Here is a 25,861-nt window from a genome sequence, read left to right as displayed (position 1 = left end):
GCAGTTCGAGGGCAGAGGGTGGACACACGGCAGGGCTTCGTCCTGACCCGGCACTGGCGCGATACCGCCGAGGGCATCGAGGTGAGCTTCTGGCTCGCCACCGACGCCGGGCCGCGCCGGGTCCGCGTGCCGCCGCAGGAGGCGGTGGCCTTCGTGCCCGCGGTGCAGCGGGCCGAGGCCGAGCGCCTGCTGGCCCAGGCGCCGCCCGAGCGCGGCAGCCCGGCGCCGGGCTGGGCGTTGCGCCCGCTGCGGCTGTGCGACTTCCGTCATCGTCCGGTGCTTGGCCTGTACTGCCTCAGCTATCGTCGGCTGCTGCAGCTCGCCCGCCTGCTGCGCGAGGGGGGGGTGGATGTCTACGAGGCGGACATCCGCCCGCCCGAGCGCTACCTGATGGAGCGCTTCATCACCGCGCCGGTCACCTTTACCGGCGAGCGCGACGGCACCGTGCAGTTGCGTGCCGACGAGCACTACCGGCCGCAGCTGCGGCTGGCCTCGCTGGACATCGAGACCACCGCGCGCGGCGAACTCTACTCGATCGCCATCGAAGGCTGCGGTTCGCGCCAGGTCTACATGCTCGGCCCGGCCAACGGCGCCGCGCCTGAGGTGCCGCTGACCTGGTGCGAGAGCCGCGCCGATCTGTTGCGCGGGCTCAACGCCTGGCTGGCCGAGCACGACCCGGACGCCATCATCGGCTGGAACCTGGTGCAGTTCGACCTGCGCATCCTGCGCGAGCACGCGCGCAAGCTGCAGGTACCGCTGCGCCTGGGCCGCGACGGCGGCGAGCTGGAGTGGCGCGAACACGGCATGCGCAGCAACCACTTCTTCGCCGACGCCGCGGGGCGGCTGATCATCGATGGCATCGAGGCGTTGCGCTCGGCGTTCTGGAGCTTTCCGTCGTTCAGCCTGGAAAGCGTCGCGCAGACCCTGCTCGGCGAAGGCAAGGCGATCGACAACCCCTACCAGCGCATGGCCGAAATCGAGCGCATGTTCGCCGAGGACAAGCCGGCGCTGGCGCGCTACAACCTCAAGGACTGCGAGCTGGTCACGCGCATCTTCGCCCACACCGGGGTGCTCGACTTCCTCCTTGAACGCGCCACGGTGACCGGCCTGCCGGCCGACCGCAGCGGTGGCTCGGTGGCCGCCTTCGAGCACCTGTACCTGCCGCCGATGCACCGCCTGGGCTTCGTCGCGCCGAACCTCGGCGAGCGCGAGCCGGAGGCCAGCCCCGGCGGCTTCGTCATGGATTCGCGCCCGGGCCTCTACGAATCGGTGCTGGTGCTCGATTACAAGAGCCTCTATCCGTCGATCATCCGCTCGTTCCTGATCGACCCGGTGGGGCTGATCGAAGGGCTGCGCCAGCCCGATGAGGCCGATTCGGTGGCCGGTTTTCGCGGCGCGCGCTTCTCGCGTCGCCGGCACTGTCTGCCAGCCATCGTCGAGCGCGTTTGGCAGGGCCGCGAGGCGGCCAAGCGCGAAGGCAACAAGCCGCTGGCCCAGGCGCTGAAGATCATCATGAACGCCTTCTACGGCGTGCTCGGCTCCAGTGGCTGCCGCTTCTTCGACCCGCGCCTGGCGTCGTCGATCACCCTGCGCGGGCACGAGATCATGCGCCGCACCCGCGAACTGATCGAGGCCGAGGGGCATCTGGTGATCTACGGCGATACCGACTCGACCTTCGTCTGGCTGCGCCGTGCCCACGCCGATGCCGAGGCGGCCGCGATCGGCCAGGCGCTGGCGGCGCGGATCAACGCCTGGTGGCGCCAGCACCTGGCGGCCGAATACGGCCTGCAGAGCGCCCTGGAGTTGCAGTTCGAAACGCACTTCAAGCGCTTCCTGATGCCCACCATCCGCGGTGCGGAGGAGGGCAGCAAGAAGCGCTACGCGGGGCTGGTGACGCGCGCCGACGGCAGCGACGGCATGGTCTTCAAGGGCCTGGAGACGGTGCGCACCGACTGGTCGCCGCTGGCCCAGCGCTTCCAGCAGGCGCTGTACCTGCGCATCTTCAACCGCGAGCCGCACCGCGAGTTCGTCCGCGACTACGTGCGGCGCACCCTGGCCGGCGAGCTCGACGAGCTGCTGGTCTACCGCAAGCGCCTGCGCCGCCGGCTGGACGACTACCAGCGCAACGTGCCGCCGCATGTCCGCGCGGCGCGCCTGGCCGACGCCTACAACGACAGCCAGGGCCGCCCGCGGCAGTACCAGAGCGGTGGCTGGATCAGCTACCTGATCACCCGCGCCGGCCCAGAGCCCCTGGAGGTGCGCCGCGCGCCGGTCGACTACGACCATTACATCGGCCGCCAGCTCAAGCCCGTGGCCGATGCCATCCTGCCCTTCGTCGGCGACGACTTCGATTCGCTGATCGACGGCCAGCTGGAGCTGTTCTGAGCGAGCGCGGTCCAACGGCAAACTGCCGGAGGCCCGCGCATGTACCTGATCCAGATACTCCTGCCGCTCTACCGCAACGACGGCCAGGCGCTGCCGCGTGCGCTGTTTCGCCAGGTCCGCGACGAGCTGATCGAACGCTTCGGCGGGCTCACCGCCTACACCCGGGCGCCGGCCAGCGGCTACTGGCAGGAAGACCCGCAAGCGCCGCCGAGCCACGATGACTCGGTGATCTATGAGGTGATGGCCGCGCGCCTGGAGCGCGACTGGTGGCAGCGCTATCGCGGTGAGCTGGAGCGGCGCTTCGAGCAGGAGTCGTTGCTGCTGCGCGCGCAGCGGGTCGAGCGGCTTTAGGGGGCCCTCAATCGCGCTCGGGCTGGAAGCGCACGCCCGGCGAGCCGTCGGCGTTGAGCTGCTCGATCGACTGCGGCCGGCCGCTCTCGTCCAGGCGCACGCGGCCGATGCCGGCGCCGTTCCAGAGGCGTTCGCCGGCGCTGCGGCGGTCCGGCACCCAGGGCTCGACCCGCACGCGGCGGCGCTTGGTCAGCCAGTTCAGCGGCGAGCGCGGCGCGTAGAGCCAGCGGTTGAGGCGGTCGAACAGATCGAGCAGGCGTCGCGGAAATTCGTTCTTGATGCCACTGCTGGTGATCTGCCAGAGCTGCGGGCCGCCGCGCCGGCCGCGAATCACCACGCGGTAGACGAACGAGTAGTGCACATCGCCGGAGAGGATTACGTAGTTCGCCGGCGTGCGCGTGTGGCGGAAGATGTTGAGCATCACCTGCGCGGCGCCGCGGTGCGCCATCCAGTTTTCCGCGTCGACCAGCAGCGCGTGCCCGGCCCAGCTGAACAGGCGCTGCACCGCTTCGATCAGCTTGACGCCGAACATCGGCGCCGGCGAGACGATCACCACCGCGTCGTGGCCGAGCAGCTGCTGCTGGAAGTCGGTGAGCGCCTCCCAGTCCATCAGCCCGGATGGGCGGCTGAGGTGGCGTTCGCTGCGCCAGCGGCGGGTGCGCGTGTCGAGCACCACCAGTGTCGGCGTGGTCGCCAGCGTGTAGCCCCAGTCCTCGACGTCGAGCACGGCAGCGACCGCGGCGTCGTGCCCAGCGCAGTCGAGCATGCCGGCGCGGGCGCCATGCAGCAGCGCGGCGACGCGGTCCAGCGGTGCGGCGAGCGCCTCCGGCGCGTTGCCCCAGGCCTGGCACAGCAGGTAGGCGAGCAGCGCATTGCCGATGATGCGCCGCGAGAGGGGGTGGCCATAGGCGATCTCCTCCCAGCGCGCCGAGAGGTTCCAGTCGTCGGTGATGTCGTGGTCGTCGAAGATCATCAGCGTCGGCAGGTGCGCCAGGGCGCGTGCGACGCGCGGCAGGCTCTCGACGAAGGCGGCGATCGCGTCGGCCTCGCGGGCGTAGCGCGCGGCATTCTCGCTATCCAGCGCCGGTGGCTCTGGGGCGATCAGCGTCCATGGCTGCGGCGACCAGACCAGGAGGCACATCGCCAGCATTTCGGCCAGCGTGACCAGATGGTTGTGCGCGCTGGCGGTGGTGAAGATCGGCTTGTCGACGCCGCCGAAGAAACGCTCGCGCAACGCCTCGTTGGACTTGAACGCCGGCAGCAGCTCCTCGCGCCGGTAGTAGGTTGCCGGGTGCGTCAGCAGCGCCTCGCTGTCGGCGACCACCGCGCCCTCAAGGCATTCGCCATAGAGCCCGAGCCGGCGGATCAGTGCGTGGATGGCCACCAGCATCGGCCCGGCGACATCGTCGGCGTAGATCTGGTCGCCGGTGAGCAGCAACGCGGCAGGGCGCTCGGCGGGCGCCGATGTAGCCTCGAGCAGGGCATCGACGCAGGTCAGCCCGTCGGCCGAGGCGTGGTGCGGTTTGCGGCAGGAACCATGCAGCAGGTCGTCGAAGCGCGCGCGCAGGACGAAACCCGGCCGGTTCGCGCCGGGGTAGAGCAGGTGCGGTGCCCAGCTGGCGATGCCGGCGTTGGCTTCGTCGTCGAGGGTCAGGTCGTAGGCGATGGTGCATTCGTGCGGCAGCGCCTCGGCGAGCGCCACGTCGATCAGGTGCAGCCAGGCGTGCTCGCCCAGGCGCAGGCGCCGGCAGGCGGACTCGTCGAGGCGGATACGGCGCTCGGCCTCGCCCTCGGGGGCCAGGTGCAGGGTCAGCGGCAGCGGGCGACTGCCGACCAGCCAGAGCCGCAGGCGCCCGGGCTCGAGGCGGCGCAGGATCGGCCCGGCGAGCACCGCCGGCAGGGCGCTCACGGCGCCGCCTCCGCGGCCTTCAGGGCCTGGCTCACCTCGCGCTCCAGCGCGTAGGCCGGCGCTTCCACGGCGCGGTAGTCCTGGGTGTAGCGCCAGGCGAACTCGGCGACGCCCCACTGCTGGTACTGCTCGACGTGCTTGAGCTCGTGCGCCCAGAGCGCGGCGTTGTCCTCGGCATCGGCGGCGTGGCGGAAGACGATCACGTCGACCAGCGTGACTGCGTTGACGTCGGGGTTCTGCAGCATGGCGTCGGCCGCCGCCAGGGTGCTCGGATCGCCGACCCGGTAGCGCGCGGCATCGAGCACGCCAAAGTCGAACCAGGGTTCGAGCTGGGCGCGAATCTGCAGCGGCATTGGCTGTACCCCTGCGGCCAGGGCGCTGTCGCGCGAATATTGCAGCCAGTTCTGCAGGGCAAAGGCGGTCATGCGGCTGAAGCGCTCGTAGTCCTGGCCGCCGCCGGCACTGGCCGGGGCGCAGAAGCAGGCAACCACGCAGACCTGCTGCTGGCCCTGCGGGCAGGGCTGCGCCTGCACCGGCGGGATGCAGGCGGCGAGCAGCAGTGAGCAGAGCAGGTGGCGAATGCGAAGGGCTGGCATGAGGCTGGCAGGCATGGGCTCGGGGCGGCTGATTCTAGCGCTGGCCGGGCCCGCTCGGACCGCCTATTTCTTCACCCAGCTGCCGTTGATCAGTACGAGCTGGCCGCGCGGGGTCTTTTCGATGGCCTTCTTGCCGGCGATGGCTTCGACATCACTGACAGCGATGCCGTTCTGCTGCGCGACGCGGTGATATTCGGCGCGGCGCGCCTGATTGATCTGGCTGGCGATCTCCTCGGCATGGCCGCTGGACTGCACCACGCCGAGGTAGCCGTCAGGGCGCTCGCCGAGCTGGCCGCTGGCTTTGGCCTGGCCGAGCGCGGCCATGGCTTCGTTGAGGGTCATCGCCGCGGCGGGCAGGGCGATCAGGGCCAGCAGCAGGCCGGCGAGCTTGAGATGGCGTTTCATGGCGCTCCTTCAGAACAGTCCGCTGTCTTCGTTGATGATCGAGTCGAGCTGGCGATCGACCTTGATGTAGATCTCGTGCTCGATCTTCACGTTGAGGTTGATGTTGATCGGCTCGTTGGGCACCGCCAGCTCGACGCGCGGCGTGCAGGCGCCGGCCAGCAGGGCCAGCAGCAAGAGGGGCGGCATGTGACGCAACCGCATGGCGGTTCTCCTGTTCCGGTCAGCGCTGCAGGCGTTGCTGCACCCGGCGCTGGATGGTTTCGCTGACGCGATCGCTCAGTTGCAGGCTGGTCAGCAGGGCGGGGATATCTTCCTCGAGGCTGATCGTGAAGTTGATCGGCCGGCCGCCCTCGAGCGCCGGGTTGCGACCCTCGATGCGCAGCCCAAGCTGCAGCTTGCCCGTTTCATCATAGCGGACGTCGCTGGTCAGCAGGCTGTAGTGAAAGTCATGCAGCGCCTCGGTGACCAGCTTCATCGCCGGGTTCGCCGCCGCCAGGGCCTCCAGCCGCGCCGAGCGGAAGCGCAGCACGCCGCCGGGCGTGCGCGCGGCGAGGCTGCCTTGCTCGATGCTCAGCCCCTCGGGGCGGTAGCGGGCATCGAAGCGGCCGTCGAGCGTGCCGCTGCCGGCCAGCCCTTCGGCCGGGTAGGCGCGCAGCAGTTCGGCGATCTGCAGCCCCTGCAGGCGCAGGTCGAGCGCTTGCGCCGGTTCGCCGAGCGTCAGGCCGCCCGGCTCGAGCCAGAGACGGCCACCGAGCACGCCCGCCTGCGCCTTGGTCCAGCTCAGGCGCCCTTGTGCCGGCTTGGCGAGTTCCCCTTCGTAGCGGCCGGTGACCTGCAGCGGGCCGATCGGCACGCCAGGGTTTAGCGTCTGCACGCTTAGCGTGGGCAGTGCCACGCGTAGCCGCGCGCCTTTCAGCTCGACGTTCGCCACGGCATCGAGCCCGCTGAACTCGGCGGTGTCGACGATCCCGGCCAGGCCCTTGCCACGCAGCGTCAGCGTGGCCCGCTGCGCGCCGCTCGCAGGTAGCTGCCATTGTGCTTCGCCCTGCAGGCGGCCGCTGCTGATCTCCAGTGTCGCCGGCCAGTCGGCCAGGGTGCCGGCCAGAGGATTACCCGCGCGAAAGAACAGCGCCGGCAGGCCGATGTCGGCGGTCAGCGTTGCGTCGCTGCGGCGAGCCGCCAGGTTCAGCGAGAGGCCTGCGCCGTTGCCGAGCTCGCCGCTGAGCGCAAGGCGCTGCGGTTCGGCTTCGAGCCGGCCGCGCAGGCGCCAGTCCAGTGGGCGCAGGCTGGGATGCTGCAGTTGCCGCGTGCTCAGGATCAGGGGGCCGCTGGCGTGATAGGTAAAGCCGTTCGCCTGACGGGCCAGGCTCACAGCCAGGCCGTCGAGCTTCGCCTGCAGGTCGAGGGCAGTGCCCGCTTCGCTGGCGATGCGCTGCGCCGAGACCTGCGCGGCGCTCAGGGTCAGCTCCGCGGCGTCGGCGCTCATCCGGCCGCGCAGCGTGGCCTGTACACGCAGGTCGCGGGCTTGCAGGCCAGCTTCGCTTAATGAAGCGCTGCGCAGCCGTGCCTGTAGCGCGTCGAAGGTCAGGTGCGGTAGCGCGCCGAGGCCTAGCTGAAGGTCGCCTTCGACGGACAGCGCCGGGCCTCCGCTGGTAGACAGCTTGAGGTAGAAGCTGAGGGCCTCGTCTGTTGGGGCGCGTGGCTCGAGCGAGAGCTGCAGCGCCTCCGGGCGCAGCGCGGGCGGGATATCGGCGAGCAGCGCCGCGGCTGGTCGCAGTTCGAGATCGGCGGTCAGGCTCTGCGGCAGCCAGCGGCCGTCCTGGCCGCTGGCGGCGAGGTCGAGACGCCCGCGCAGTTGCCCCAGCGCGGGCAGCGGCCAGTAGCCCGGCAGGTCCGCCGACAGACGCAGGTCGCCGGTGGCCGATTGCCAGCCCGGCAGCTGCCCGAGCAGCCGTGGATCGGGCAGGCGCAGAGCCCAGGCCGCCCCCAGATGCATTTCGCCAGGCAGGTCGAGGCGGCCCTGCGCCTGGCATTCGGCCCAGCGGCAGAGCCAGGGCAGCAGCCATTCGGCCTCTGGCAACTGGCCGAGCGAGGCGGCGCCATCCCAGGCGAGCTGCCCGTCGCTTGGTTGCAGCCGATTCTGCAGTGACAGCCGCTGGGTATCGTCGAGCAGGACGCCGAGTTCCAGCAGCAGCGCGGCCCCCTGCGCTCGCGCGTCGACCTGCAGCTGCAGGCGGTGCGCACCCGGAACCGCTTGTGGATAGAGCGTCAGGCTGCCGCTCGCCGGCAGCAGTGCGGCACCCGCTCGCCTGAGCTGCAATGCCCCTCGTTCCTCGCAGCGGCCATTGGGGCAGGGCAACTCCAGCTGCAGGCTGGCGATCTCTACTTGCCTCGGCAGCCAGCTTGCGAGCGCGCGTAACCGCTCGTCGGAAAGGTCAGGCAGCCCGCCGCTCGGCTGCAGGGCGCTGCTTGCGGGCTGCCAGTCGAGTGCCAGTTGCGCGATCTGCAACTTGTGCGGGCGCCAGTCGGCGAGGCCAAGGCGCAGATCCTGGGCGTCCAGCTTCAACAGCCGTCCTGACGGATCGCGCTGCACCAGCTGCAACCTCGTCAGCCGCAGGCCCGACGGGCCCAGATGCAGGCCCTGCCAGTCGAGCTGCTCGATGCCCTGGGCCTGCCTGAAGTCGCGCCAGGCCGCGGTCAGGGCGATAGCGGCAATGATCAGCAGGCCGATCAGGGATGCGCAGACAAGCAGCAGGCGCCGAGCGCGGGTCATGCCGTTCTCCAGAGGCGAGGAGCGCACAGCATAAGCCCGCGGCGAAGCATCGGCCGAGCCCCGCTAAGCCAGACCTGACGAGACATTCGGCCTTCTGGAAAGTTCCGAGAGGGGCGCGACGAAGCGTCGCGCAGGCACCTGGATAGAGCCTTTCGTACCAGAGCGCCATCACTTGTGCACATTTTCGGGGCGGCTTTGTCAAGCGCCTATCCGCGCACCCCGCAAACCCGCGTGGTTGCTGGGCTCTAGCTTAAGCTATTGAAAACAAAGGATTTTTTCTTCTGGTGAAAAAAGCGTCAGTTTAACCGCAGGCCAGATAACACCGGGCCTGGGGCGATTTGTCTGCACTTTGTCCACGGAGTTATCCACAGCTTCTGTGGATGAAATTTCGTGCCCCGGCTAGATCGTCATCGAGCGCTTTTGACAAGACTTTTACTCCACGAAAAAAGGAGTAAAGTGCGCGCCCTCACGTACTTGCCTCCCTGAGACATGAGAACTCGTACTTCCTTTACGGCTTCCACCGCTACCGTTTCCTACACACCGCGCCTGCGCATGGCGATGTGGCTGCTGGACAGCCCGCGCCTCGGTCAGGCCGATGGCATCAAGCGCATCGCCGGACGCCTGCTCAAGCAGCCGGCTCGCGACGGGGTGGTGGCGGCGCAGTCGCGCCTCGGGCGTCTGCTGTGCCGCGACTGCGACGGCAACCGCGATCGCCGCATCGGCCTGGAGCTGCTGCGTCAGGCCGCCCGCGCTGGCGACTGCCATGCGCAGCTGGAGCTTGGCCGGCTGTATGCACAACCTCAGCACAACGAGCCGGGCAAGGCGCGGCACTGGCTGGAGCAGGCGGCTGCCCAGGGCTCCGACGAAGCCCGCCAGTTGCTCGAGCGGTTCGCGCAGCGGGTCTGACCTGGCGGCGGCGCCTCGTTATACTGCCCGGCACTCTCGCCGGAGCCGCCGATGCCTTTCGAACCTCTATATCTCTCCGCTGCGCTCGGCCTGAGCTGCGCGCTGCTGGCCGGGTTCTGCGTGCAGTTGCGCGCGCGCCTCAGCCGTCAACAGATCGAGCAGACATTGCTGCAGGAGCGCCTGGCCCAGGCCAGCCTGGCCGAACAGGGACTGGGTGCGCAGCTGGATGCCGCACGGCACGAACTCACCGAACTCAATGAACTGAAGGCTGCCCAGCAGGCCGAGCTGGCCGCCGCCCGGCGCGAGGCGCAGCTGTTGCAGGCCCAGCGCGGCGAGGACCGCGACTGCATCGTGGAGCTCGAGTCCGAGCGCGAGCAGTGGCAGGCCGAGCTGCGCCGGCTCGCGGCCGAGCATGCCGCCGCACAGGCTGAACTGCGCGAGCAGCAGAGCGCCCACCAGCAGCGCCTGCAGGATCTGCAGCAGGCGCGTGACGAGTTGCGTGCGCAGTTCGCCGAGCTGGCCGGGCGTATCTTCGATGAGCGTGAGCAGCGCTTCGCCGAAACCAGCCAGGAACGTCTCGGGCAATTGCTCGACCCCTTGAAGGAGCGCATCCAGGCCTTCGAGAAACGCGTCGAGGAGAGCTACCAGAGCGAGGCGCGCGAGCGCTTCTCGCTGGCGCGGGAGCTGGAACGCCTGCAGCAGCTCAACCAGCGGCTGGGCGATGAGGCGACCAACCTGACCCGCGCGCTGCAGGGGCAGAAGACCCAGGGCAACTGGGGCGAGCTGGTGCTCGAGCGGGTCCTCGAGCACGCCGGGCTGGAGAAGGGCCGCGAATACCAAACCCAGGTCAGCCTGAAAAGCGCCGACGGGCAGCGCTTCCAGCCGGATGTGTTGATCCGCCTGCCCGGCGAGCGTCAGGTTGTGGTCGACGCCAAGGTCAGCCTCACCGCCTATCAGGCCTTGCTCAGCGCGCCGGACGAAAACAGTCGCTCGACGGCGCTCAAACAGCACGTGCTGTCGCTGCGCAACCACCTCAAGGGCCTTTCCGCCAAGGACTATCAGCGCCTCGAGGGCCTGCAGAGCCTGGATTTCGTGTTGCTGTTCGTGCCGGTGGAGGCAGCGTTCGCGGCAGCCCTGCAGGCCGACCCGGAGTTGTTCCAGGAGGCTTTCGGGCGCCATGTGGTGATCGTCAGCCCGACCACGTTGCTGGCCACGCTGCGGGTCATCGACAGCCTCTGGCGACAGGAGCGGCAGAGCCAGAACGCGCGCGAGATCGCCGAGCGCGCCGGCGCCCTGTACGACAAGTTTGTCGCCTTCCTGCAGGACCTCGACGAAGTGGGTGGCCGGTTGCAGCAGCTGGACAAGGCTTACCAGGCGGCGCGCAACAAGCTTGTCGACGGGCGCGGCAACCTGGTGGGGCGCAGTGAGCAGTTGCGCCAGCTCGGCGCGCGGGCGAGCAAGCGGCTGCCAGCCGACTGGCTGGAGCGGGCCGGGGTCAGCGAGGCGGAGCCGGTCGATCTGCCGCAGGTCGACCTGTAGCGGTGTGCTTTAGGCGAACTGCAGGGCGAATGCGCCTGCCAGCAGGCCGCCCAGCATCACCGGCGCGGTGCGCAGTGCCAGTGCGCGGCCGCCAATGACGGCGATCAGCACCGCCTTGACCAGGCTGTTGCTGACCACGGCGATGAAGATGCCGCGAACGGCGATCGGTGCCGCCAGCCCGTCGTTGGCGCTGCGCGACAGTGACAGGGTGATCGCGTCGACGTCGGTCAGGCCGGAGATCAGCGAGACCAGATAGACGCCCATGTCGCCCAGCCAGTGACGGGCGCCCTCGACCAGCAGCAGGATGCCGACCAGCAGCGCGGCGAAGCGCAACGCCGGCAGGAGCTCGAACGGGTTCTTCAGCGGTGGTTCGGTGGCTTCGTCCGGCTGCTCTGCCGCGCGGAAATAGAAGAACAGCGCGCCAGCGGCGTAGACCGCGGCGGCCGTCAGTACCGGCAGCAGCAGGCGGTCGAGCAGGGCCGGATTGACCACGCCGACTTCCAGCAGCACGCGCGGAAACATCAGCGCCGAGGTCGCCAGCAGGCCGGCAGCCAGCGCGGCCCGCAACCGCGTGGCGTCCAGCCGCGCGAGGGTCAGCGTCATCGCCGTCGACGAGACCATGCCGCCGAGCAGGGCGGTGACCAGCAGGCCGTGGCGCGTACCCAGCAGGCGGATCGCCGCGTAGGCCGCAAAGCCGATGCCGGCGATCAGCACCACCATCAGCCAGGTCGTGTAGGGGTTGATCGCCTGCCACGGGCCGTAGCCTTCGTTGGGCAGCGCCGGCAGCAGCACCACCGAGATGAACAGCAGCTTCAGCGCGCCGCTCAGCTCGGCCTGGCTGAGGCGCTGCAGGGCGCCGTGCAGCTGGCCCTTCAGGCTGAGCAGCAGGGCCACGACGATGGCGCAGCCGCCGGCCAGCAGGCGACTCTCGGCGACGGCCAGGCTGCCGAGCACAAAGGTCAGGAGAAGGGCGACCTCGCTGGTCATGCCATGATCGCCACCGCGGGCATCGATCAGGTAGCCGGCAATCACCAGTAGCGCCAGGAGCACGAACAGGGCGATCCAGGCGGCAACGCCGAAGTGGCTGGCGGCCAGCGTCGCCAGGCCGCCGAGCAGGCCGGCCAGGCCGAAAGTGCGGATACCGGCGACCAGCTCGGGGGCCACCTCGTGGCGTCCGCTCCAGCCCCGCTCGGCGCCGATCAGCAGGCCGAGGCCCAGGGCGGTGGCAAGGTTGAGCAGCAGTTCCTGGGTCATGGGCAGCCTTGGCGACAGCGGCATTGGGCCATCAGTGTAGCGCCGCCCGCGCCGCCGCGGACGGGCGCGGCTAGCGCAGCGTCAGATGGCGGCTCATCAGGGCGCGCAGGGCCGCCGGCTTGACCGGCTTGGGTAGGAAGTCGAGGCCGGCCGCATGGATTTCGGCGACCAGTTCGGGGCGCGCATCGGCGCTGATCACCACGCCCGGCACCGGTTCGCCGAGCCGGCTGCGCAGCCAGCCCATCAACTCGGTGCCGGTGTGGCCATCGTCGAGGTGGTAGTCGACCAGTACCAGCTGGGGGCGCACGTCTTCGGCGAGCAGCGCCTGGCATTCGGTACGGTCGCGCGCGGTCCAGACCTGGCAGCCCCAGCGCGACAGCAGGCTGTTCATGCCAATGAGAATGCTGTCCTCGTTGTCGATGCACAGCACCTGGGTGCCGGTCAGGGCGCTGTGCGACGTCTCGCGAGGGGCTGGCGCCTTGCGCGTCGGCGCGGCCGGGGCAATCGGTACGGTCACGCTGAACACGCTGCCCTTGCCGAGCCAGGAGCGCACCTCGAGCTTGTGCCCAAGCACATGGCAGAGACCGTCGGCGATCGCCAGGCCCAGGCCCAGGCCCTTCTCGGCGCGGGTCTGGTGGCTGTCCAGGCGCTTGAACTCCTCGAAGATGACCTTGAGCTTGTCCTGCGGGATGCCCGGGCCACGGTCCCACACCTCCAGGCGCAGCGCATTGCCCTGACGGCGCGCACCGAGGACCACGCGGCCCTTGGCATAGCGGAAGGCGTTGGTAAGGAAGTTCTGCAGCACCCGTCGCAGCAGGCGAACGTCGCTGTCCACGCGCAGCGTGCTGCCGTGCACGCGGAAGTCCACGCCCTGTTCGCGGGCCAGGGCGGTGAACTCGGTACCGAGCGTCTCGAACAGCGCTGAAAGCGCGAAGGGGTTGCGATCCGGCGTGACGCGACCGCTCTCCAGACGCGAGATATCCAGCAGGTCGGTGATCAGGTCTTCGGCCGAACGCAGTGAGCTGTCCAGATGCCGCACCAGGTCGCGTGCCTCGGCAGGCAGCGTGTCCTGCTGGTGGGAGAGGGCGGCGGAGAACAGGCGCGCCGCGTTGAGCGGCTGCATGAGGTCGTGGCTGACCGCGGCGAGGAAGCGCGTCTTGGACTGGTTGGCCGCCTCGGCGGTGCTCTTGGCCTCGATCAGCGCCTGGTTGAGCTGCGACAGCTCCTGGGTCCGCTCGCTGACGCGCTGCTCGAGGCCTTCATTGGCATCCTTCAGCGCGCGTTCGGCCTCGCGGTAGGCGGTGATGTCACTGAAACTCATGACGAAACCGCCGCCGGGCATGGGGTTGCCGATCAGTTCGACCACGCGGCCGTTGGGGAACAGCCGTTCGGACGTGTGCGCGCGGCCCTGGCGCATCCAGTACAGCCGCTTGGCGACGTGGGTGTCCGGGTCGCCCGGGCCGCAGAGGCCGCGCTCGGCGTTGTAGCGGATGATGTCGGCGATCGGCCGGCCGATGTAGACCAGCCCGTCGGGGTAGTCGAACAACTCCAGGTAGCGGCGGTTCCAGGCCACCAGGCGCAGCGACTGATCGACCACGCTGATGCCCTGGGTGATGTTCTCGATCGCACCCTGCAACAGCGCTCGGTTGAACTGCAGGACCTCACTGGCCTCGCCGACAATACGCACCACGTCGTCGACCTGCATGTCGCGCCCTTCCAGCGCGGCCTTGACCACCGCGCGGGTCGAGGAGGCGCCGAGAACCCCGGCCAGCAGGCGTTCGGTATGCGCGATCCACTGGCCGTCGGCTTGCTGGCGCAGGGAGAACTCCTGGCCATGACGGCGGGCGAAGCGGTGGAAACTCTGCTCGGCGCGCTCGGCACCGACGAAGCGCGAGGCCAGCGAGAGCAGGTCCTCGACGTGCACGGCGAGCAGGCGCCGGGTGCTGGTGCTCGGGGTGATTTCCTGGCCGATGAAACGGCTGGCCTGCCAGTGCTCGGCGACACGGGTCTGGGTCAGGATCGAGACCCAGAAGAACAGCGTCGCGTTGCCCATCAGCGACAGCGTGACCCCGAGCGTCAGCCCGCTGATGCCGAACCCCGGGCCGCCACGGTACATCCAGTCCAGCCCCGGGAACATCTCCAGCGGCCAGCCCAGCACCGGCAGGATCAGCGTGTAGAACCAGATCGCCGCACCGGCGGCGAGGCCGGCGAACACGCCGCGCCGGTTGGCCTGCTTCCAGTAGAGCGCGCCGATCATCGCCGGAGCCAGCTGGGTGATCGCGGCAAAGGCGATCTGGCCAATGGTCGCCAGGCTGGTGGTCGAGCCCAGCAGCCGATAGCTGACGTAGGCGAGCAGGAGAATGACGATGATGCTGATGCGCCGCACCGAGAGCATCCAGTGGCGGAAGGCCTCGAACGGCTGCTCCGTTTCCTGCCGGCGCAGCAGCCAGGGCAGCAGCATGTCGTTGGAGACCATGGTCGAGAGCGCGACGCTGGCGACGATGACCATGCCGGTGGCGGCCGAGGCGCCGCCGATGAACGCCAGCAGGGCGAGCCAGGGGTGCGTTTCGGCCAGCGGCAGACTGATGACGAAGGAATCGGGCGTGATGCCGGCCGGCAGCAGCATCTGTCCGGCCAGGGCGATCGGCACCACGAAGACCGCGGCGAGCACCAGGTACAGCGGAAACACCCAGCGCGCCAGGCGGAAGTCGCGGGGCTCGTTGTTTTCCACCACGGCAACGTGGAACTGCCGTGGCAGGCAGACCAGCGCCATCATCGCGACGACTGTCTGCACCAGCATCGACGGCCAGTTCACCGTTTCCGCCCAGAACGAGGCGAGCTCCGGCGAATCGTGCGCCTGGTTGAACAGGTCGCCAAAGCCGTCGTACAGCCCGAAGGTGACGAAGGCTCCGACGGCGAGAAAGGCCAGCAGCTTGATCAGCGATTCGAAGGCGATCGCCAGGACCATGCCGCGATGGTGCTCGGTGACGTCCAGGTTGCGCGTGCCGAACAGGATGGTGAACAGCGCCAGCACCATCGAGACGATCAGCGCGGTATCCCGCGTGCCGGTGCCGGTGGCGTCGACGTTGGTGCCGATCAGCAGGTTGACGCCCAGCACGATCCCCTTGAGCTGCAGTGCGATGTAGGGCAGTACGCCGACCAGGCAGATGACCGTGACCACCACGGCGAGCAGCTGCGACTTGCCGTAGCGTGCGGCAATGAAGTCGGCGATCGAGGTGATGTGCTCCTGCTTGCTGATGACGATCATCTTCTGGATGACGTGCGGGGCGAACAGCATCAGCAGGATCGGCCCCAGGTAGATGGGCACGAATGCCCAGAGCTGCTCGGCGGCCTGGCCGACCGAACCGAAGAAGGTCCAGCTGGTACACCACACCGCCAGCGACAGGCTGTAGACCCAGGCACGCAGGCGCGGCGACATCTCCCCGCTGCGATCGCCGTAGAAGGCGATGGCGAAGAGGATGGCCATATAGATGAGGGCGACCGCCGCGATCAGCCCGCCGGACAGGGTCATGCAAACTCCGAGCGAAAAGCAGTGTCGACAGCCATGCGCCGGATCCCCGGGCGAGGTTCCGCAGCGCGCGACTGACGTGTGAAAGAAGAGAATCGGCGCAGTTTGGCAGCAATCGACCGGGCTTGGCCATGGCTGCGACCAAGGTCGGATGTAGGGCCAGCGGCTCTGCCATCACCCTTGCAGCCGGGCGATAGGGCATCATCGCCACCCGGATTCTGTTGGAGATCGATATGTTCGTACCGAGCCCCGTCACCCTGCAGCGTGGCGCCCTGCGCCTCGACCCCCTGGCGGAGGCGGACATTCCCGTGCTGGCGGCGCTCGCCGAGCGCAACCGCGAGCAGCTGGTGTACATGAACGGGCCGTTGCGCCCGGACTGGTATCGGCAGGCGCTGGCCGACCAGCGCGACGGCCGCGCGGTCGCCTTTACCCTGCGCCTGGCCGACAGGGTCGTGGGCACGACGCGTTTTGCCGATTTCCTCCCCGGGCTGCCGGCCGCTGAGCTGGGCTGGACCTGGCTGGACCAGGCCGAGCATGGCACCGGCCTGAATGCGTCGGTGAAGTTCCTGTTGCTGCGCCATGCCTTCGAGGAGTGGCGGCTGGTGCGTCTGCAGTTGAAAACGGCGGCGGGCAATCTGCGCTCGCAGCGCGCCATCGAGAAACTTGGTGCGCAGCCCGAAGGCCGGCTGCGCAATCACCGCCGGCTGGCGGACGGGCGTCTCGACGACACCTTGCTCTACAGCATCACCGACGAGGACTGGCCGGCCATTCGCGAACGCCTGCTCGCTGCCGGCTGAGGCCGACATCAGGCTGTCATGCGCATCGCCGAAAACGATGACTTCGGTTAAGGTTGGCGGTTTGCGCGTGCGCCGCCACGGCCGGTCTGCTCTAGGGGCGACCGGCGCGTCGGCCGGTCGTTAAGGAGCCCTGATGTCGCGTTCGCAAGAATTCCTTCACGGGTGCCGGGACATCCTACCGTTGATTCTGGGTGCCATTCCCTTCGGCATCATCTTCGGCACGCTGGCGGTGGCCGCCGGTTTCAGCGCCTGGCAGACGATGGGCATGTCGGCGCTGGTGTTCGCCGGCTCGGCACAGTTCATTGCCGTGACGCTGGTCGGCGGCGGGGTCGGCGCGGCCGTGGTGTTGCTTACCACCTTTGTGGTCAACCTGCGTCATGCGCTCTACAGCGCCGCCCTGCAGCCATTCGTCAGGCATCTGCCGGGGCGCTGGCGGGCTCCGCTGGCGTTCTGGCTTACCGATGAAGCCTACGCCGTGGTCCAGCATCGATACGCACGTGATGATGACTCGCCCTACAAGCACTGGTTCTTCCTGGGCGCGGCGCTGACGATGTACGTCAATTGGCAGCTGTCGACGCTGGTGGGCGTGCTGTTCGGCCAGGCGGTGCCGGACGTCGCGGCCTGGGGCCTGGATTTCGCCATGATCGCGACATTCATCGGGATTGCCGTGCCGATGATGCGCACCCGGCCGCAGGTCGCCTCGGCCGTGGTCGCCGCGGTTGTGGCGCTGGCGACCTGGCACCTGCCCTACAAGCTCGGCCTGCTCGCCGCGGCACTGGCCGGCATCGTCGTCGGCGTATGGCTCGAGCGGCGTGCCGAGCGCATGGCCAGCCAGGAGGTGTGGTCATGAGCTTGTGGTGGCTGATCCTCGGCATGCTGGCGATCACCTTTCTTACGCGCTTCAGTTTCTTCGCCTGGCCGGATCTGCGTTTCGCGCGGGCGATCGAGCAGGGCCTGCACTATGTGCCGGTGGCCGTCCTGACCGCCATCGTGGTGCCCGGCATGCTGATGCCCGAGGGCGAGTTGTGGCTGGACTGGCGTAACGCCTACCTGCTGGCCGGCGTCCTGGCGATCGTCGTGGCCGCCTTGACGCGGCACCTGTTGGCGACGATCGCGCTCGGTCTGCTGAGCTTTTTCCTGCTGCGCTGGGCCCTGGGCCAGCTGCCGCTCTGAGTGAGGGCCTGACGATGCCATTACTGCCGTGCCCCGCATACCCGGGGCGAGCCCTGTGAGCCAGCATTCGCAGTTCCGGCTGCTCGGTACGCGGCGCTTTTTGCCGTTCTTCCTGACGCAGTTCCTCGGCGCCTTCAATGACAACGTGTTCAAGCAGGCACTGGTCTTGGCGATTCTCTTTCGCCTGGGCATCGAGGCGGACAAGAGCCTGCTGATCAACCTCTGCGCACTGCTGTTCATCCTGCCGTTCTTTCTGTTCTCCGCCTTTGGTGGCCAGCTGGGCGAGAAGTACGAAAAGGCCTGGCTGATCCGCCGGATCAAACTGGCCGAGATCCTGATCATGCTGCTGGGGGCGGCGGGGATGCTGTTCGGCAACCTGGCACTACTGCTGCTGGTGCTGTTCTGCATGGGGTCGCAGTCGGCGCTGTTCGGCCCGGTGAAGTACGCGATCCTGCCGCAGCAGCTGGCCAGTGACGAGCTGGTCGGCGGCAATGCGCTGGTGGAAATGGGCACCTTTCTCGCCATCCTGGGCGGCACCATCGGTGCGGGGGTGCTGCTGGGTGGTGAACATTACGCCGCGTCGGTATCCATTGCGGTGGTCGCGCTGGCGCTGGCGGGCTACCTCGCCAGCCTGGGCATTCCGCGGGCGAAAGCCGGGCTGCCGGACCTGCCGCTGGATTGGCACGTGCTGCGTGAGTCACTGCGAGTGTTGCGCCTGGGCTTCGGCCAGCCGCGCGCCGTGTCGCGGGCGATGCTCGGCAACTCCTGGTTCTGGTTTCTTGGTGCGACCTACCTGACGCAGATTCCGGCACTCTCGAAAGACTACCTGGGAGGCGACGAGAGTGTGGTGACGCTGATCCTCACCCTGTTTTCGGTGGGCATCGCGCTGGGCTCGCTGCTCTGCGAGCGGCTCTCGCGGCACCGTCTGGAGATCGGCCTGGTGCCGCTCGGGGCGATCGGCCTGAGCCTGTGCGGGGTGCTGCTCTGGTGGCATGCCAGCGCGCATCCGCTGCCTGCGGCCAGCGTGGACTGGCGGGCGCTGCTCGGCGAGCCCTCGGCCTGGTGGGTCCTGGCAGACATCCTCGGGCTGGGTGTCTTCGGCGGCGTTTACATCGTTCCGCTGTACGCGCTGATCCAGTCGCGCAGCGTGGTGCACGAGCGCTCGCGGGTGGTGGCGGCGAATAACATTCTCAACGCGCTGTTCATGGTCGCCTCGGCGATCATCGCGATCGTGCTCTTGGTCGTGCTGAAACTGTCGATACCGCAGCTGTTCCTGGTCGTCTCGCTCCTCAGCGTGCTGGTCTGCGGCGCGCTGTTCATCGACGCGCCGGAGTTCATCGAGCGCTTCATGCTCTGGGCGCTGGGGGATCGGCTGGGATGGAAATTGCTGGTGCAGCTCGGATTGCGCTGAGGCGGGGAAGGGGGCGCCGAGCGGCGCCCCGTGCGGTCAGATGCCCTGCGGAACCTCTTCGCCGCCGAACGCTTCGAACAGCGCCGGCAGAAATTCGCGGAAGGTCATCATCATCAGCAGGAAGCTGGCGTCCTGCTGGGCGAGGGCATCGTCGCCGCCATCCTGTTCGGCCTGGTCCTGCAGCAGTTCCTCGAAGCGCAGGCGCTTGATGATCAGCTTGTCGTCCAGCACGAAGGACAGCTTGTCCTGCCAGGCCAGGGACAGCTGGGTGACCTGCTTGCCGGCTTCCATGTGCTGCTGGATTTCGTCGCTGGTCAGGTCCTGGCGCTTGCAGCGCACCACACCGCCATCCTCATGGGTGTCGCGTAGCTCGCATTCGTCGAGCACGTAGAAGTCGTCAGCGGCCTTCTGCGTTTTCACCCAATCGGTGAGCGTGGCGCTGGGCGCGATCTTCACGGTCAGCGGGCGCACCGGCAGCGAGCCGATCGCCTCGCGCAGGGTGGAGAGCAGGTCTTCGGCCTTCTTCGGGCTGGCCGAGTTCACCAGGATCAGGCCGCGCTCGGCATCGATTGCGGCGAAGGTGCCGGACTTGCGAATGAAGGCACGCGGCAGGAAGGCCTGGATGATCTCGTCCTTGATCTGGTCGCGCTCCTTCTTATAGACCTTGCGCATCTGCTCGGCCTCGATCTCGTCGACCTTCTCCTTCACGGCGTCCTTGACCACGCTGCCGGGCAGAATGCGTTCTTCCTTGCGCGTGGCGATCAGCAGAAATCCCTGGCTGGCATGCACCAGCGGGGCATCCTCGCCCTTACCAAACGGTGCGACGAAGCCGTAGGTGCTCAGCTCCTGGCTGGCGCAGGGGCGGGCGGGTTTGGCGGCCAGTGCAGCTTCGAGCGTCTCCGCATCTAGCGCGACATCCTGGGTGAGACGGTATACGAGCAGGTTGCGAAACCACATGACGAGCAAACTCCGGAAAAAGCAAAGCGCGCATTATTCCCATCCATCCCTGTCAGGCCAACCCTCGGATGGAAGCGACGCGGAAATTGGCCGGAAAAAGCGGGCTCGCCTAAGTCTTTGAAACTTTCCAAATTTTTTTTTCATTTGGGGGTTGCCAAGGTTGGGAGGCGTCTCTAGAATGCGCCCCACTTCGAGAGCAAATGGGTGGTTAGCTCAGCCGGGAGAGCATCTGCCTTACAAGCAGAGGGTCGGCGGTTCGATCCCGTCACCACCCACCACTCGAGGTAAAGCGCAGCGGTAGTTCAGTCGGTTAGAATACCGGCCTGTCACGCCGGGGGTCGCGGGTTCGAGTCCCGTCCGCTGCGCCACATAGCTTCTCGGGAATACTGAACGCCCGAGATAACGAAAAAAGCGACCTTAGGGTCGCTTTTTTCGTTTCTTCCTGCGCGGCCCCTGTCCTTGTGTCGAAAGCGGGCCGACTGCGCAACATCGCAATCTTTGCGTTGTCTTTACCCATCGCTGCCCCGTGGCGCATAGCCAGGGCTCGTGGGCGCCTGATAAGCTCGTCCGCCTTATATATGCCTCACCATTCCCGGACAAAAGGAAACAGCATGAGACGCACGCATCGTTTGGCACCGGCAGTCGCCCTGGTCGGCCTGGTATTGGCCGGCTGTGACTCGCAGACCAGTGTCAAGCTCGACACTCCGGCGCAGAAGGCGTCCTACGGCATCGGCCTGAACATGGGCAAGAGCCTGGCGCAGGAGGGTATGGATGATCTCGATTCGAAGGCTGTGGCCCTGGGGATCGAGGATGCCATCGGCAAGAAGGAGCAGAAGCTGACCGACGAGCAGTTGATGGAGGCTTTCTCTGCACTGCAGAAGCGTGCCGAAGAGCGCATGGCTGAGGCCAACGCCAAGGCTGCCGAGGCCGGCAAGAAGTTCCTCGAAGAGAATGCCAAGCGCGAAGGCGTCAAGACCACTGCCTCCGGTCTGCAGTACGAAGTGATCAAGTCTGCCGAGGGCCCGCAGCCCACCGCCGATGACATCGTGACCGTGCATTACGAGGGGGCTCTGACCGACGGCACCGTGTTCGATAGCTCGATCAAGCGTGGCACTCCGATCGATCTGCCGGTTGGCGGCGTGATTCCGGGCTGGGTCGAAGGCCTCCAGCTCATGCACGTGGGTGAGAAATACAAGCTCTATATCCCGAGCGATCTGGCCTATGGCGAGCAGAGCCCCAGCCCGCTGATTCCGGCCAATTCGGTGCTGGTGTTCGAGCTCGAGCTGCTCGACATCAAGGGTGATTCCCAGGAGCAGGCTGCCGAGCAGCCTGAGGCTGCGACCGAAGCCGACGCCCAGCAGTAAGCTGTCTTCTCGTACCAGGCGCCCCCTCATTGGGGGCGCTTGCGTTTCCGCGGTTTGAATGTGTCGCGCAAGTCGTGGTCAGAGCGAAGGGCTCGGGTTCGCCGGGTCTGTCTGGCTGACTTAAATGGATGAGGTGATATGCGGTATATGCGGGCGCTGCCCTTCTTGCTGGTGCTGCTGATCGTGCTGTTCGCGGGGCTCAAGCCCGACCCTGTGCCGCAGGTGTTTCACCATCAGGACAAGCTGCATCACCTGGCGGGATTCGCCGCACTGGTCTTCACCCTGAGGTTCGCCTTCATGCGGCTGCACTGGGGCGTTGTCGTGATCGGCTCGCTTACTGCTGCGCTGGCGATCGAATTGCTGCAGGGCGCATTGCCGTATCGCACGCCATCGCTTGGCGACATGCTGGCCAACGGTCTCGGCGTGGGCTGTGGCTTGCTGGCTTCGCTGATGCTGCGCGGCTGGTTGGCGCGCGTCGAAGGGCGCCTGGTTGCGCCAAGCGGTGCCTGATTGCCCGTTTGGCGAGGCCTGGTGAGGGGCCGTAGGCTCAAAAAGCGGTAACTATCGTGGCTTTTGAATTTTGCTCCGCGACCTGGACTCGACAGCGCAGCTGAACGCGCTTTAGCGCGGCCCCGAAGGGGTGAGGCCGTAGGCCGAATAACCTGAGGCGGGGTCTCTGGTGAGAGTCCGCAGGCAATAAAAAAGCCCCGGTATTGACCGAGGCTTTTGAAATTTGGCTCCGCGACCTGGACTCGACAGCGCAGCTGAACGCGCTTTAGCGCGGCCCCGAGGGGGTGAGGCCGTAGGCCGAATAACCTGGGACGGGGTCCCTGGTGAGAGTCCGCAGGCAATAAAAAAGCCCCGGTATTGACCGAGGCTTTTGAAATTTGGCTCCGCGACCTGGACTCGAACCAGGGACCCAATGATTAACAGTCATTTGCTCTACCGACTGAGCTATCGCGGAACAACGGTGCGTATCCTACTGTTTCCAAAGGGGAAGTCAACCCCCTTGTCGCACGGCCCAGAGCCCTGCGCGCCGGTGCGGCGTGCAGGGCCTGGCGGTCAGAGGACCTGGACGATCGCGTCGGTCACGTAGCCCAGGTTGCGCTCGTTCAGTGCGGCAGCGCAGATGCGACCGGTGCTGATGGCATAGACGCCGAACTCCACGCGCAGGCGTTCGACCTGTTCGGCGGTCAGTCCGGAATAGGAGAACATGCCGCGCTGACGCGCTACGAAGCTGAAGTCGGTTTTCGCGCCCTTGGCTGCGAGCTGCTCGACCATGCCCAGACGCATCTTGCGAATGCGTTCGCGCATTTCGCCCAGCTCGGTTTCCCACATCGCGCGCAGTTCCGGGCTGTTGAGCACCGAGGCCACTACCGTTGCGCCATGGGTCGGCGGGTTCGAATAGTTGGTGCGCACCACGCGCTTGACCTGCGAGAGCACGCGTGCGGACTCGTCACGGTTGCCGGTGACGATCGACAGGGCGCCCACGCGCTCACCGTAGAGCGAGAACGACTTGGAAAACGAGCTGGAGACAAAGAAGGTCATGCCCGTCTCGGCGAACAGACGCACTGCCGCCGCGTCTTCCTCGATGCCGTCACCAAAGCCCTGGTAGGCAATGTCGACGAACGGGATGTGGTCCTTTTCCCGTAGCACCTCGATCACCTGCTTCCAGTCGTCGATACCCAGGTCGACACCGGTCGGGTTATGGCAGCAGGCGTGCAGCACGATGATCGAGCGGGCCGGCAGCGCCTTCAGGTCGGCCAGCATGCCCGCGCGATCCACGCCATGGCTGGCGGCTTCGTAATAGGCGTACTGGTGCACCGGGAACCCGGCCGACTCGAACAGGGCGCGATGGTTTTCCCAGCTCGGGTTGCTGATGGCGACCGTGGCATCGGGCAGCAGGCGCTTGAGGAAGTCGGCGCCGACCTTCAGCGCGCCGGTGCCGCCGAGCGCCTGGATGGTGACGACGCGGCCATCGGCAAGCAGCGCGGAGTCGGCGCCGAACAGCATCTTTTGCACGGCGCCGTCATAGGCCGCGATGCCTTCGATCGGCAGGTAACCGCGCGGCGCGTGCGCGGCGATGCGGGCCTGTTCGGCTTCGGCGACCGCGCGCAGCAGCGGGATCCGGCCATCTTCGTTGTAGTAGACGCCCACCCCGAGGTTGACCTTGTTCGGCCGCGTGTCGGAATTGAAAGCTTCGTTGAGGCCGAGGATGGGATCGCGCGGCGCCATTTCGACGGCAGAGAACAAACTCATGGTGGAGGGGCTCTGAAAGAGAAGGTGACAGGATTTCACCGCCCTCGCTTCGCGCGGAGGGGGTGCGCAAACGGGGCGATAGTATAGCCATCAAGCGCGGCCGCCGCGATATGCTATCCCGAGCTTTTTGCCCCGGTTCGACGTGCTGTCATCCGCGCGGCGAGTGTTTCCTAGCTCGGTGCAGCGCGCACCGATCGAGCCAGAACCGAGTACGCAGAGGTCGCCCATGTCCCAGTTCGAACTGGTCACCCGATTCAAGCCGGCAGGGGATCAGCCCGAAGCCATCCGTCAGATGATCGAGGGTCTGGAGGCGGGTTTGTCGCACCAGACGCTGCTGGGCGTCACCGGTTCGGGCAAGACCTTCAGCATCGCCAACGTGATCGCTCACGTGCAGCGCCCGACCCTGGTGCTGGCGCCGAACAAGACGCTCGCCGCGCAGCTGTACGGCGAGTTCAAGGCGTTCTTCCCGCACAACGCCGTCGAGTATTTCGTCTCCTATTACGACTATTACCAACCCGAGGCGTATGTCCCGTCCTCCGACACCTTCATCGAGAAGGATGCCTCGATCAACGACCATATCGAGCAGATGCGCCTGTCGGCGACCAAGGCGCTGCTCGAGCGCCCGGATGCGATCATCGTCACCACAGTGTCCTGCATCTACGGTCTGGGCGACCCGCAGTCGTACCTGAAGATGGTGTTGCACGTCGACCGCGGTGACCGGCTCGACCAGCGCGAGCTGCTGCGTCGCCTGACCGGCCTGCAGTACAGCCGCAACGACATGGATTTCGCCCGCGCGACCTTCCGCGTGCGCGGTGACGTGATCGACGTGTTTCCCGCCGAGTCGGAGCTGGAGGCCGTGCGCATCGAGCTGTTCGACGACGAAGTGGAGAGCCTGTCGGCCTTCGATCCGCTGACCGGCGAGGTGATCCGCAAGCTGCCGCGCTTTACCTTCTATCCGAAATCCCACTACGTCACCCCGCGCGAGACGCTCATGGATGCGGTCGAGCAGATCAAGGCCGAGCTGCGCGATCGCCTGGACTACCTGCGCGGGCAGAACAAGCTGGTCGAGGCTCAGCGCCTGGAGCAGCGCACGCGCTTCGACCTGGAAATGATCATGGAGCTGGGCTACTGCAACGGCATCGAGAACTACTCGCGCTACCTCTCCGGGCGCGGGCCGGGCGAGCCGCCGCCGACGCTGTTCGACTACCTGCCGGCCGACGCGCTTCTGGTGATCGACGAATCCCACGTCTCGGTGCCGCAGGTGGGGGCGATGTACAAGGGCGACCGCTCGCGCAAGGAAACCCTGGTCGAATATGGCTTCCGCCTGCCGTCGGCGCTGGACAACCGGCCGATGCGCTTCGATGAGTGGGAGGCGATCTGTCCGCAGACCATCTTCGTCTCGGCCACCCCCGGGCCCTACGAGGCCGAGCATGCCGGGCGGGTGGTCGAGCAGGTGGTGCGCCCGACCGGTCTGGTCGACCCGCAGGTCGAGGTGCGCCCGGCGCTGACCCAGGTCGACGACCTGCTCTCGGAGATCCGCAAGTGCGTGGCGGTCGACGAGCGCGTGCTGGTTACCACGCTGACCAAACGCATGGCCGAGGACCTGACCGACTACCTGGGCGATCACGATGTGCGCGTGCGCTACCTGCACTCGGATATCGACACCGTCGAACGCGTCGAGATCATCCGCGACCTGCGACTGGGCGCCTTTGACGTGCTGGTGGGCATCAACCTGTTGCGTGAGGGCCTGGATATGCCCGAGGTGTCGCTGGTGGCGATCCTCGATGCGGACAAGGAGGGCTTCCTGCGTTCGGAACGGTCGCTGATCCAGACCATCGGCCGCGCCGCGCGCAACCTCAACGGCCGGGCGATCCTCTACGCCGACAACGTCACCGGCTCCATGCAGCGGGCCATCGACGAGACCGAGCGCCGCCGGGCCAAGCAGATCGCCTTCAACGAGGCGCACGGCATCGTGCCCAAGGGCGTGAAGAAGGACGTACAGGACATTCTCGAAGGCGCCACCGTGCCCGGGTCGCGTTCGCGCAAGCGGCGCAGCGAGGCGAAGGCAGCCGAGGAGAACGCGCGTTACGAGAACGAGCTGCGTTCGCCGAGCGAAATCAACAAGCGCATCCGGCAGCTCGAGGAAAAGATGCTGTTGCTGGCGCGTGATCTGGAGTTCGAAGCCGCTGCCGAGGTGCGCGACGAGATTCACAAGCTGCGCGAGCGGCTGCTGCAGGTCTGAATGCGACCGCA

The 25,861-nt window shown here is 67.3% G+C and carries 20 protein-coding genes and 3 tRNA genes; 13 read left to right on the top strand and 10 right to left on the bottom strand.

The features are described from left to right. Positions 1-18 precede the first annotated feature (18 nt). The gene (locus AC0KXH_RS13490; RefSeq protein WP_488223546.1) at positions 19-2,385 is read left to right on the top strand and encodes a DNA polymerase II; all 2,367 of its coding nucleotides are present in this window, start codon (positions 19-21) and stop codon (positions 2,383-2,385) included. A 39-nt stretch (positions 2,386-2,424) separates the two neighbouring features. After that, positions 2,425-2,736 (top strand): hypothetical protein, encoded by a 312-nt coding sequence (locus AC0KXH_RS13485; RefSeq protein WP_269262427.1) that lies wholly within the window; start codon positions 2,425-2,427, stop codon positions 2,734-2,736. Between the two features lie 7 nt (positions 2,737-2,743). Here the strand turns inward: AC0KXH_RS13485 and AC0KXH_RS13480 are convergent, their stop codons facing one another. The 5 genes from AC0KXH_RS13480 to AC0KXH_RS13460 are packed head-to-tail and all read right to left on the bottom strand — an operon-like array spanning position 2,744 to position 8,419. Beyond that, the gene (locus AC0KXH_RS13480) at positions 2,744-4,627 is read right to left on the bottom strand and encodes a metallophosphoesterase family protein (RefSeq protein ID WP_488224613.1); all 1,884 of its coding nucleotides are present in this window, start codon (positions 4,625-4,627) and stop codon (positions 2,744-2,746) included. Positions 4,628-4,641: 14 nt separating this feature from the next. Further along, a complete protein-coding gene (locus AC0KXH_RS13475) occupies positions 4,642-5,256 on the bottom strand; it encodes an eCIS core domain-containing protein (RefSeq protein ID WP_083679814.1) in 615 nt (204 codons plus the stop codon). 48 nt (positions 5,257-5,304) lie between these two features. After that, positions 5,305-5,646 carry a YdbL family probable chaperone protein gene (locus AC0KXH_RS13470; protein WP_041106564.1) on the bottom strand — a complete coding sequence of 114 codons (342 nt, stop codon included), beginning with the start codon at positions 5,644-5,646 and terminating at the stop codon, positions 5,305-5,307. A 9-nt stretch (positions 5,647-5,655) separates the two neighbouring features. Next, on the bottom strand, positions 5,656-5,847 hold the full coding sequence (locus AC0KXH_RS13465) for a YnbE family lipoprotein (protein ID WP_041106562.1): 192 nt from the start codon (positions 5,845-5,847) through the stop codon (positions 5,656-5,658). A gap of 19 nt (positions 5,848-5,866) precedes the next feature. Next, positions 5,867-8,419 (bottom strand): intermembrane phospholipid transport YdbH family protein, encoded by a 2,553-nt coding sequence (locus AC0KXH_RS13460; protein ID WP_488223545.1) that lies wholly within the window; start codon positions 8,417-8,419, stop codon positions 5,867-5,869. 489 nt (positions 8,420-8,908) lie between these two features. Between AC0KXH_RS13460 and AC0KXH_RS13455 the strand changes: the two genes are divergently transcribed. Continuing rightward, complete coding sequence (locus tag AC0KXH_RS13455; RefSeq protein WP_234292922.1) at positions 8,909-9,325, top strand: tetratricopeptide repeat protein; 417 nt, start codon at positions 8,909-8,911, stop codon at positions 9,323-9,325. A 51-nt stretch (positions 9,326-9,376) separates the two neighbouring features. Next, entirely contained in the window at positions 9,377-10,864 is a 1,488-nt protein-coding gene (locus tag AC0KXH_RS13450; RefSeq protein WP_312382118.1) for a DNA recombination protein RmuC, read from the top strand. Between the two features lie 9 nt (positions 10,865-10,873). Here AC0KXH_RS13450 and AC0KXH_RS13445 read toward each other — a convergent pair whose 3' ends face one another. Both AC0KXH_RS13445 and AC0KXH_RS13440 read right to left on the bottom strand, forming a co-directional pair. Then, the gene (locus tag AC0KXH_RS13445; RefSeq protein ID WP_488223544.1) at positions 10,874-12,118 is read right to left on the bottom strand and encodes an MgtC/SapB family protein; all 1,245 of its coding nucleotides are present in this window, start codon (positions 12,116-12,118) and stop codon (positions 10,874-10,876) included. 70 nt (positions 12,119-12,188) lie between these two features. After that, positions 12,189-15,650 (bottom strand): hybrid sensor histidine kinase/response regulator, encoded by a 3,462-nt coding sequence (locus tag AC0KXH_RS13440; protein ID WP_313328001.1) that lies wholly within the window; start codon positions 15,648-15,650, stop codon positions 12,189-12,191. Between the two features lie 230 nt (positions 15,651-15,880). On the opposite strand from AC0KXH_RS13440, the gene AC0KXH_RS13435 reads away from it, so the two are divergent. The 4 genes from AC0KXH_RS13435 to AC0KXH_RS13420 all read left to right on the top strand — a co-directional run bounded on the left by AC0KXH_RS13435 (position 15,881) and on the right by AC0KXH_RS13420 (position 19,028). Beyond that, positions 15,881-16,444, top strand: a complete 564-nt coding sequence (locus AC0KXH_RS13435) for a GNAT family N-acetyltransferase (protein WP_043221207.1) — start codon at positions 15,881-15,883, stop codon at positions 16,442-16,444. 133 nt (positions 16,445-16,577) lie between these two features. Next, on the top strand, positions 16,578-17,294 hold the full coding sequence (locus tag AC0KXH_RS13430) for an AzlC family ABC transporter permease (RefSeq protein WP_488223543.1): 717 nt from the start codon (positions 16,578-16,580) through the stop codon (positions 17,292-17,294). Beyond that, positions 17,291-17,617, top strand: coding sequence for an AzlD domain-containing protein (locus tag AC0KXH_RS13425; protein ID WP_043221204.1), 327 nt, complete (start codon positions 17,291-17,293; stop codon positions 17,615-17,617). The genes AC0KXH_RS13430 and AC0KXH_RS13425 overlap by 4 nt, the downstream gene beginning before the upstream one ends. Before the next feature lie 55 nt (positions 17,618-17,672). Then, positions 17,673-19,028: an MFS transporter gene (locus tag AC0KXH_RS13420; protein ID WP_488223542.1), complete on the top strand. Its 1,356-nt coding sequence runs from the start codon at positions 17,673-17,675 to the stop codon at positions 19,026-19,028. A gap of 36 nt (positions 19,029-19,064) precedes the next feature. On the opposite strand, the gene rdgC is transcribed toward AC0KXH_RS13420, so the two are convergent. Next, positions 19,065-19,985 (bottom strand): recombination-associated protein RdgC, encoded by a 921-nt coding sequence (gene rdgC / locus AC0KXH_RS13415; RefSeq protein ID WP_061337081.1) that lies wholly within the window; start codon positions 19,983-19,985, stop codon positions 19,065-19,067. 202 nt (positions 19,986-20,187) lie between these two features. On the opposite strand from rdgC, the gene AC0KXH_RS13410 reads away from it, so the two are divergent. The 4 genes from AC0KXH_RS13410 to AC0KXH_RS13395 all read left to right on the top strand — a co-directional run bounded on the left by AC0KXH_RS13410 (position 20,188) and on the right by AC0KXH_RS13395 (position 21,859). After that, a tRNA-Val gene (locus AC0KXH_RS13410) sits at positions 20,188-20,263 on the top strand. A gap of 13 nt (positions 20,264-20,276) precedes the next feature. Then, positions 20,277-20,353, top strand: a tRNA-Asp gene (locus AC0KXH_RS13405). Between the two features lie 210 nt (positions 20,354-20,563). Beyond that, positions 20,564-21,349, top strand: a complete 786-nt coding sequence (gene bamJ, locus AC0KXH_RS13400) for a BamJ family beta-barrel-assembly machinery protein (RefSeq protein WP_404717695.1) — start codon at positions 20,564-20,566, stop codon at positions 21,347-21,349. Positions 21,350-21,487: 138 nt separating this feature from the next. Further along, positions 21,488-21,859, top strand: a complete 372-nt coding sequence (locus AC0KXH_RS13395; RefSeq protein WP_269262421.1) for a VanZ family protein — start codon at positions 21,488-21,490, stop codon at positions 21,857-21,859. 378 nt (positions 21,860-22,237) lie between these two features. Here the strand turns inward: AC0KXH_RS13395 and AC0KXH_RS13390 are convergent. Next, a tRNA-Asn gene (locus tag AC0KXH_RS13390) sits at positions 22,238-22,313 on the bottom strand. Positions 22,314-22,411: 98 nt separating this feature from the next. Next, complete coding sequence (locus tag AC0KXH_RS13385) at positions 22,412-23,608, bottom strand: amino acid aminotransferase (protein ID WP_488223541.1); 1,197 nt, start codon at positions 23,606-23,608, stop codon at positions 22,412-22,414. 226 nt (positions 23,609-23,834) lie between these two features. Between AC0KXH_RS13385 and uvrB the strand changes: the two genes are divergently transcribed. After that, positions 23,835-25,850 carry an excinuclease ABC subunit UvrB gene (gene uvrB / locus AC0KXH_RS13380; RefSeq protein WP_488223540.1) on the top strand — a complete coding sequence of 672 codons (2,016 nt, stop codon included), beginning with the start codon at positions 23,835-23,837 and terminating at the stop codon, positions 25,848-25,850. The last annotated feature ends 11 nt before the right edge of the window (positions 25,851-25,861 follow it).

It is taken from the genome of Stutzerimonas sp. CXK-1 (assembly GCF_057738225.1).
Note: the sequence above shows the minus strand (reverse complement) of the source record. Positions and strands in the feature narration are given on the sequence as shown.

What these genes read in the sequence shown, in the direction of transcription:
- AC0KXH_RS13485 (WP_269262427.1), top strand. Translation starts at nt 2,425, where the DNA reads ATGTACCTGATCCAGATACTCCTGCCGCTCTACCGCAACGACGGCCAG.
- AC0KXH_RS13475 (WP_083679814.1), bottom strand. Translation starts at nt 5,256, where the DNA reads ATGCCTGCCAGCCTCATGCCAGCCCTTCGCATTCGCCACCTGCTCTGC.
- AC0KXH_RS13470 (WP_041106564.1), bottom strand. Translation starts at nt 5,646, where the DNA reads ATGAAACGCCATCTCAAGCTCGCCGGCCTGCTGCTGGCCCTGATCGCC.
- AC0KXH_RS13465 (WP_041106562.1), bottom strand. Translation starts at nt 5,847, where the DNA reads ATGCGGTTGCGTCACATGCCGCCCCTCTTGCTGCTGGCCCTGCTGGCC.
- AC0KXH_RS13460 (WP_488223545.1), bottom strand. Translation starts at nt 8,419, where the DNA reads ATGACCCGCGCTCGGCGCCTGCTGCTTGTCTGCGCATCCCTGATCGGC.
- AC0KXH_RS13455 (WP_234292922.1), top strand. Translation starts at nt 8,909, where the DNA reads ATGAGAACTCGTACTTCCTTTACGGCTTCCACCGCTACCGTTTCCTAC.
- AC0KXH_RS13450 (WP_312382118.1), top strand. Translation starts at nt 9,377, where the DNA reads ATGCCTTTCGAACCTCTATATCTCTCCGCTGCGCTCGGCCTGAGCTGC.
- AC0KXH_RS13445 (WP_488223544.1), bottom strand. Translation starts at nt 12,118, where the DNA reads ATGACCCAGGAACTGCTGCTCAACCTTGCCACCGCCCTGGGCCTCGGC.
- AC0KXH_RS13440 (WP_313328001.1), bottom strand. Translation starts at nt 15,650, where the DNA reads ATGACCCTGTCCGGCGGGCTGATCGCGGCGGTCGCCCTCATCTATATG.
- AC0KXH_RS13435 (WP_043221207.1), top strand. Translation starts at nt 15,881, where the DNA reads ATGTTCGTACCGAGCCCCGTCACCCTGCAGCGTGGCGCCCTGCGCCTC.
- AC0KXH_RS13430 (WP_488223543.1), top strand. Translation starts at nt 16,578, where the DNA reads ATGTCGCGTTCGCAAGAATTCCTTCACGGGTGCCGGGACATCCTACCG.
- AC0KXH_RS13425 (WP_043221204.1), top strand. Translation starts at nt 17,291, where the DNA reads ATGAGCTTGTGGTGGCTGATCCTCGGCATGCTGGCGATCACCTTTCTT.
- rdgC (WP_061337081.1), bottom strand. Translation starts at nt 19,985, where the DNA reads ATGTGGTTTCGCAACCTGCTCGTATACCGTCTCACCCAGGATGTCGCG.
- bamJ (WP_404717695.1), top strand. Translation starts at nt 20,564, where the DNA reads ATGCCTCACCATTCCCGGACAAAAGGAAACAGCATGAGACGCACGCAT.
- AC0KXH_RS13395 (WP_269262421.1), top strand. Translation starts at nt 21,488, where the DNA reads ATGCGGTATATGCGGGCGCTGCCCTTCTTGCTGGTGCTGCTGATCGTG.
- AC0KXH_RS13385 (WP_488223541.1), bottom strand. Translation starts at nt 23,608, where the DNA reads ATGAGTTTGTTCTCTGCCGTCGAAATGGCGCCGCGCGATCCCATCCTC.
- uvrB (WP_488223540.1), top strand. Translation starts at nt 23,835, where the DNA reads ATGTCCCAGTTCGAACTGGTCACCCGATTCAAGCCGGCAGGGGATCAG.